Origin of the sequence: Paraburkholderia lebeckiae (assembly GCF_014201005.1) — a bacterium.
Lineage (GTDB): Bacteria > Pseudomonadota > Gammaproteobacteria > Burkholderiales > Burkholderiaceae > Paraburkholderia > Paraburkholderia tuberum.
The window spans coordinates 1-4,380 of record NZ_JACHDK010000057.1 but is presented as its reverse complement, the minus strand read 5'-3'; the positions used below and the strand labels follow the sequence as shown (position 1 = coordinate 4,380).

Here is a 4,380-nt window from a genome sequence, read left to right as displayed (position 1 = left end):
CCCGTGGACAGCGACGAGATACCCGTCGATGCGGAGGTCGACAGCGAGCTCACGCCCGTGGACAGCGAATTCACGCCGCTCTGCGCCGTGCTGATGCCCGTCGACGTGGAAGTCGACAACGAACTCAGGCCCGTCGACGCGGAGGTCGACAGCGAGCTCACGCCCGTGGACAACGAACTCACACCCGTCGAGAGCGACGTGACCGCGCTGTTAGTCGTGCTCAGGCCCGTCGACAGCGAAGAAATACCCGTCGACGCAGAGGTCGACAGCGAACTCATACCCGTGGACAGCGAACTCACACCCGTCGAGAGCGACGTGACTGTGCTGTTAGTCGCGCTCAGCCCCGTCGACAGCGACAAAATACCCGTCGACGTGGAGGTCGACAGCGAGCTCACGCCCGTGGACAGCGAATTCACGCCGCTCTGTGCCGTGCTGATGCCCGTCGACGTGGAAGTCGACAACGAACCCAGACCCGTGGACAACGAACTCACACCCGTCGAGAGCGACGCGACCGTGCTATTGGTCGTGCTCAGGCCCGTCGACAGCGACGAAATGCCCGTCGACGCGGAGGTCGACAGTGAGCTCAGACCCGTCGACAGCGAATCCACACCGCTCTGCACCGTGCTGATCCCCGTCGAGGCCGACGTCGACAGCGAAGAAATACCCGTCGACGCGGAGGTCGACAGCGAACTCAGACCCGTAGACAGCGACGTGACCTTGCTATTGGTCGTGCTCAAACCTGTCGACAGCGACGAGATACCGGTCGATGTGGAGGTCGACAGCGAGCTCACGCCTGTAGACAGCGATGAAATACCCGTCGACGTCGAAGTCGACAAAGAGTCGACCGTACTTGCGACCGAATACAACTGGCTGCCGTTTACCGCGTCAGTGCTGCTAGGGCCAATCAGGCCAGCGGCCACATATTGTATGCGTCGCTCAGCCCCCAAAGCCCCAACGCTTACGACACCAGCAGCCCCGTCGGCGCCTGCGAACGAGCCATAAGTCGTACCACCGATCTGCTGAGTGCTATACGCGGTGGTCCCAGCCGTGGCAGTCGATGAAGCAGCGGTCGTAGAGGCGTTATTGCCGAGCGCGACCGACCCCATGACACTCGCTGTCGCCTGAAATCCGATGGCTGTGGCCTTTGTAGCCGACGCGTTAGCCGACACACCAATTGCGGTAGCATCAAGAGCTGAAGCTGTAGATGTCGTACCAATTGCGATGCCATAAGAGCCGGTGTTGGTAACAACGTTGGAAGTCCCAATCGCTATACTTTCCGTTGCACTGGCGGTGTTTCCATATCCGATCGCAGAAGCGGTGTTCCCACTGGAAATGTTTGCATATCCAATCGCTACGGCATAGTTGGAATTAGCAGTGCTTTGATATCCGATTGCCAGAGAACCCCATCCAGTAGCCGTTGTAGTCGTGCCAATAGCCTCTGAGTTAGTGCCAGCTAATGCAGAGCCGCCAATAGCCACCGCATTAACGGAGGCAAGAGCAGAAGTTCCAATTGCGACTGTATTGGTATTTTGAGTAGCTGTACCCCCTCCACCGCCGGCATAGTACTGTGCATGAGCAACCGGCGCATGCGTGCCAACCACCACAGCCGCCAAGGTAACCGCCTGAACCACCTTCGACTTCTTCGGCTTGCCCCTAGCTGAGTCGTGTTCCGACACGGCAACCCACGCCCCCAGCGACTCGTTCCAAATCGATCGGTACGTCTTATTCATTTTTTATTCCCCACCTCGTCCACTCACCCGATCGCTCATGAATTCTTTGATCCGGCTTCAGCACGACCCAAACAGAAAAAACGAGATCCCGGCGACAACGCTGCCACTAGGAATTCCTATCAAATTCCTGTCAACCCGATCTCATTCCCCAAATATCATCTTGGCCAGCATATCGATCGCCTTAACCCGCATTGCGAATCTTTGTGACATGCCATGGTTTCTGTCGGTATTTACTCAAATAGCACCCCGCTTCCCGCTCGCCATCGTTCCCATGCAGGTTGCGAGCCCCGTCCACTCTGGAGAGGCTTTGCGCGATCCTGCGATTCCAGCCTTCCGAAATGGATCACCAGGCAGACGCACGCGATAAAGGCTACGGTGAACGGCCCATCGGCAAACCGATAGCTTCAGGGAATTTTCGTACATAAGGTGAACGAAATAGAAATAGCCTGTGCCTTATGAAGGCACTTACATCACTCCCCGACCGCCGGAGTTTTTTCGGCAGCGCGCATATATAACAGTCCGAAAGTACTGAATCCACGCCATTTCTTGAAGATTGCCCAATTCGATACACTTCACGAAAAATATCGCCAGAATTCACGAATATTCACAACGCGCCGCCACCAGACCATTAGAATCGCAGCGCAATGGTCGACCGCGAAATTCGATTGAATTCACAAAGCGATCCGATTTGCGTCGACCTTGTATTCCCGTGACAAGTCGATCGCCATTTGCCCGCGCGATACTGCCCAATGTCCCCCGGGGCACGACCAGCGTCAATTTTTCGCGAGTAGATGTCCAGCCGTTGTGCGATAGCCGCAGTGAACACGACACACATCAAGCCGCAAACGCCGCCAGGATTGTTTTATTTATCAATGGCGGGAACGCACTCAAAAGAGCAGGCAGTTGACCGTCGCGCCGAGCCAGACCCCGCCTAGAACGCCAAACAAGCGCCCCATCAGCATCGCATGCACATCCTCATCCCGCATGAACACGCTACGTCGCAACCGAAAGACTGTCTTCAGCAACAATGGCCTCGGCAGAAGCAGGCATGCAGAGGCTGCAGTTTCCAGCGTCAGACGCAGGCCGAACCTCGGATCGAACGAATGGGACATTCTCCAATGATCCACTCCTGCGGAGATCGCCCACCCGACGAGAGCCCCTAATGCAATTCCCCAAACAAACCTGTCAGTCAAATACGCCGAACGCACAATCCCCTCTTGATTTCCGTTGTTCACCCGCACAACCGCCGAGCCGCCCCATCAATTAGCGGGTGAATAGTAGAGGACACCACAGTGCAGCGCGTCACAGAGTGTGAACCGCAAGGCTGGTCGAAAACAGCGCCGCCGTTTCTCATCGCCGCTCCGATGTTTCAATAATTCACAACTCATGTCGCTCAATTCGATATGATTCAATGGCCGGAACTAGCCACGCGACAATTGGCACATTCGTCGATGGTCGGACGTTGATATGAACAACGATGAAAGTTGTGCGACTCCGCGACACCTCCATTCGAGCGCGCGCATTTTTCAAGTTTTGCACCAGCGTTTCACCGACCTTTCAGGAGACAGTGTCGATCCATTTTGATGTGAGGCTTGCAACATACGCGCACTAGAGATTGCTATGGAACACGTTGCTGCAGACATTCTCCACTCCTGCACGGTCGCAGACGCGGAGCGCGGCCTCGACAGACGGGAGTTCTTTTTCCTCTATCAGCCTAAGCTGCGTATGCAGGAAGGCCGGCTGTGTGGTTTTGAATCACTGCTGCGATGGAGCCACCCGGCACGTGGCGTCCTGACGCCCGCTTCGTTTATCCATCTTGTGGAAGACTCTGCACTTACCCCGCGTTTCACGGATTTTGTTATCGAGGAAGCTGCTCAAACGCTAGCCGATTGGACCGTTCGCGGATACAACACGCTTTCGCTAGCCGTCAATCTTCCCGCCCGAGAAATTGGCCGGCCCGGGTTGACAAGCAAGTTATCCGCCCTGCTTCGCACTCGTTCACTCAATGCGGCACGCTTACAGATCGAACTCACCGAGGCCACCGATCCGGGACCAATTGAGGCGCTCGCCTCCGCCGTTGAATCCATCAAGGAATCCGGCGTAAGTATGGCAATCGACGACTTCGGCTCGGGCTGCTGGTCACTTACCATTCTGCATCGGCTTGGGGTCGACACGCTCAAACTGGACCGCAAGTTCATGTGCGATATTCAGAAGCATGCCGATTCGAAAGTCGTGGTCGAGTCGCTCGTGCAACTCGGACAACGTCTCGGAAAACGTGTCGTCATAGAGGGGATCGAAACGGCAGCGCAGTTCGCATGAGCGAGCACAATCGATCAGATAGATTGTCAGGGTTACTACATCTCCGCACCGATCACAAACGAACAAATCGACGAATTCGTTGCGAGACATGGCGTCACTCATTAGTTCTCAGTCGTCCAGCGATCTGATTGCGCAGTCCTCGCTCCAGCTGCACGAGTCTGGTACAGCATTGCCTGCTGTTCGCAATTGCAGTAGAACGGCCATGCGTCGTGCGCCGCAGGCCGCATCGCAACAATCTAGGGTCTGTTTACATTTGACGAAATCTTTCAATTACCCACATTTCTACAATGAATCCTGGTAACCTGGCGTGCGTCATGACGAGCGCGCGAGC

At 55.9% G+C, this 4,380-nt stretch carries 3 protein-coding genes; 1 reads left to right on the top strand and 2 read right to left on the bottom strand.

All coding sequences use genetic code 11. From position 1 onward, the window contains the following. Together HDG39_RS36010 and HDG39_RS34250 are read right to left on the bottom strand one after the other, a co-directional pair. The coding region (locus tag HDG39_RS36010; protein WP_260328455.1) for an ESPR-type extended signal peptide-containing protein at window positions 1–1,730 on the bottom strand (1,730 nt) is incomplete at its 3' end. Window positions 1,731–2,617: 887 nt separating this feature from the next. Next, window positions 2,618–2,842, bottom strand: a complete 225-nt coding sequence (locus tag HDG39_RS34250) for a hypothetical protein (RefSeq protein ID WP_184012673.1) — start codon at window positions 2,840–2,842, stop codon at window positions 2,618–2,620. Window positions 2,843–3,350: 508 nt separating this feature from the next. Between HDG39_RS34250 and HDG39_RS34245 the strand changes: the two genes are divergently transcribed. Next, the gene (locus HDG39_RS34245; RefSeq protein WP_184012671.1) at window positions 3,351–4,049 is read left to right on the top strand and encodes an EAL domain-containing protein; all 699 of its coding nucleotides are present in this window, start codon (window positions 3,351–3,353) and stop codon (window positions 4,047–4,049) included. The last annotated feature ends 331 nt before the right edge of the window (window positions 4,050–4,380 follow it).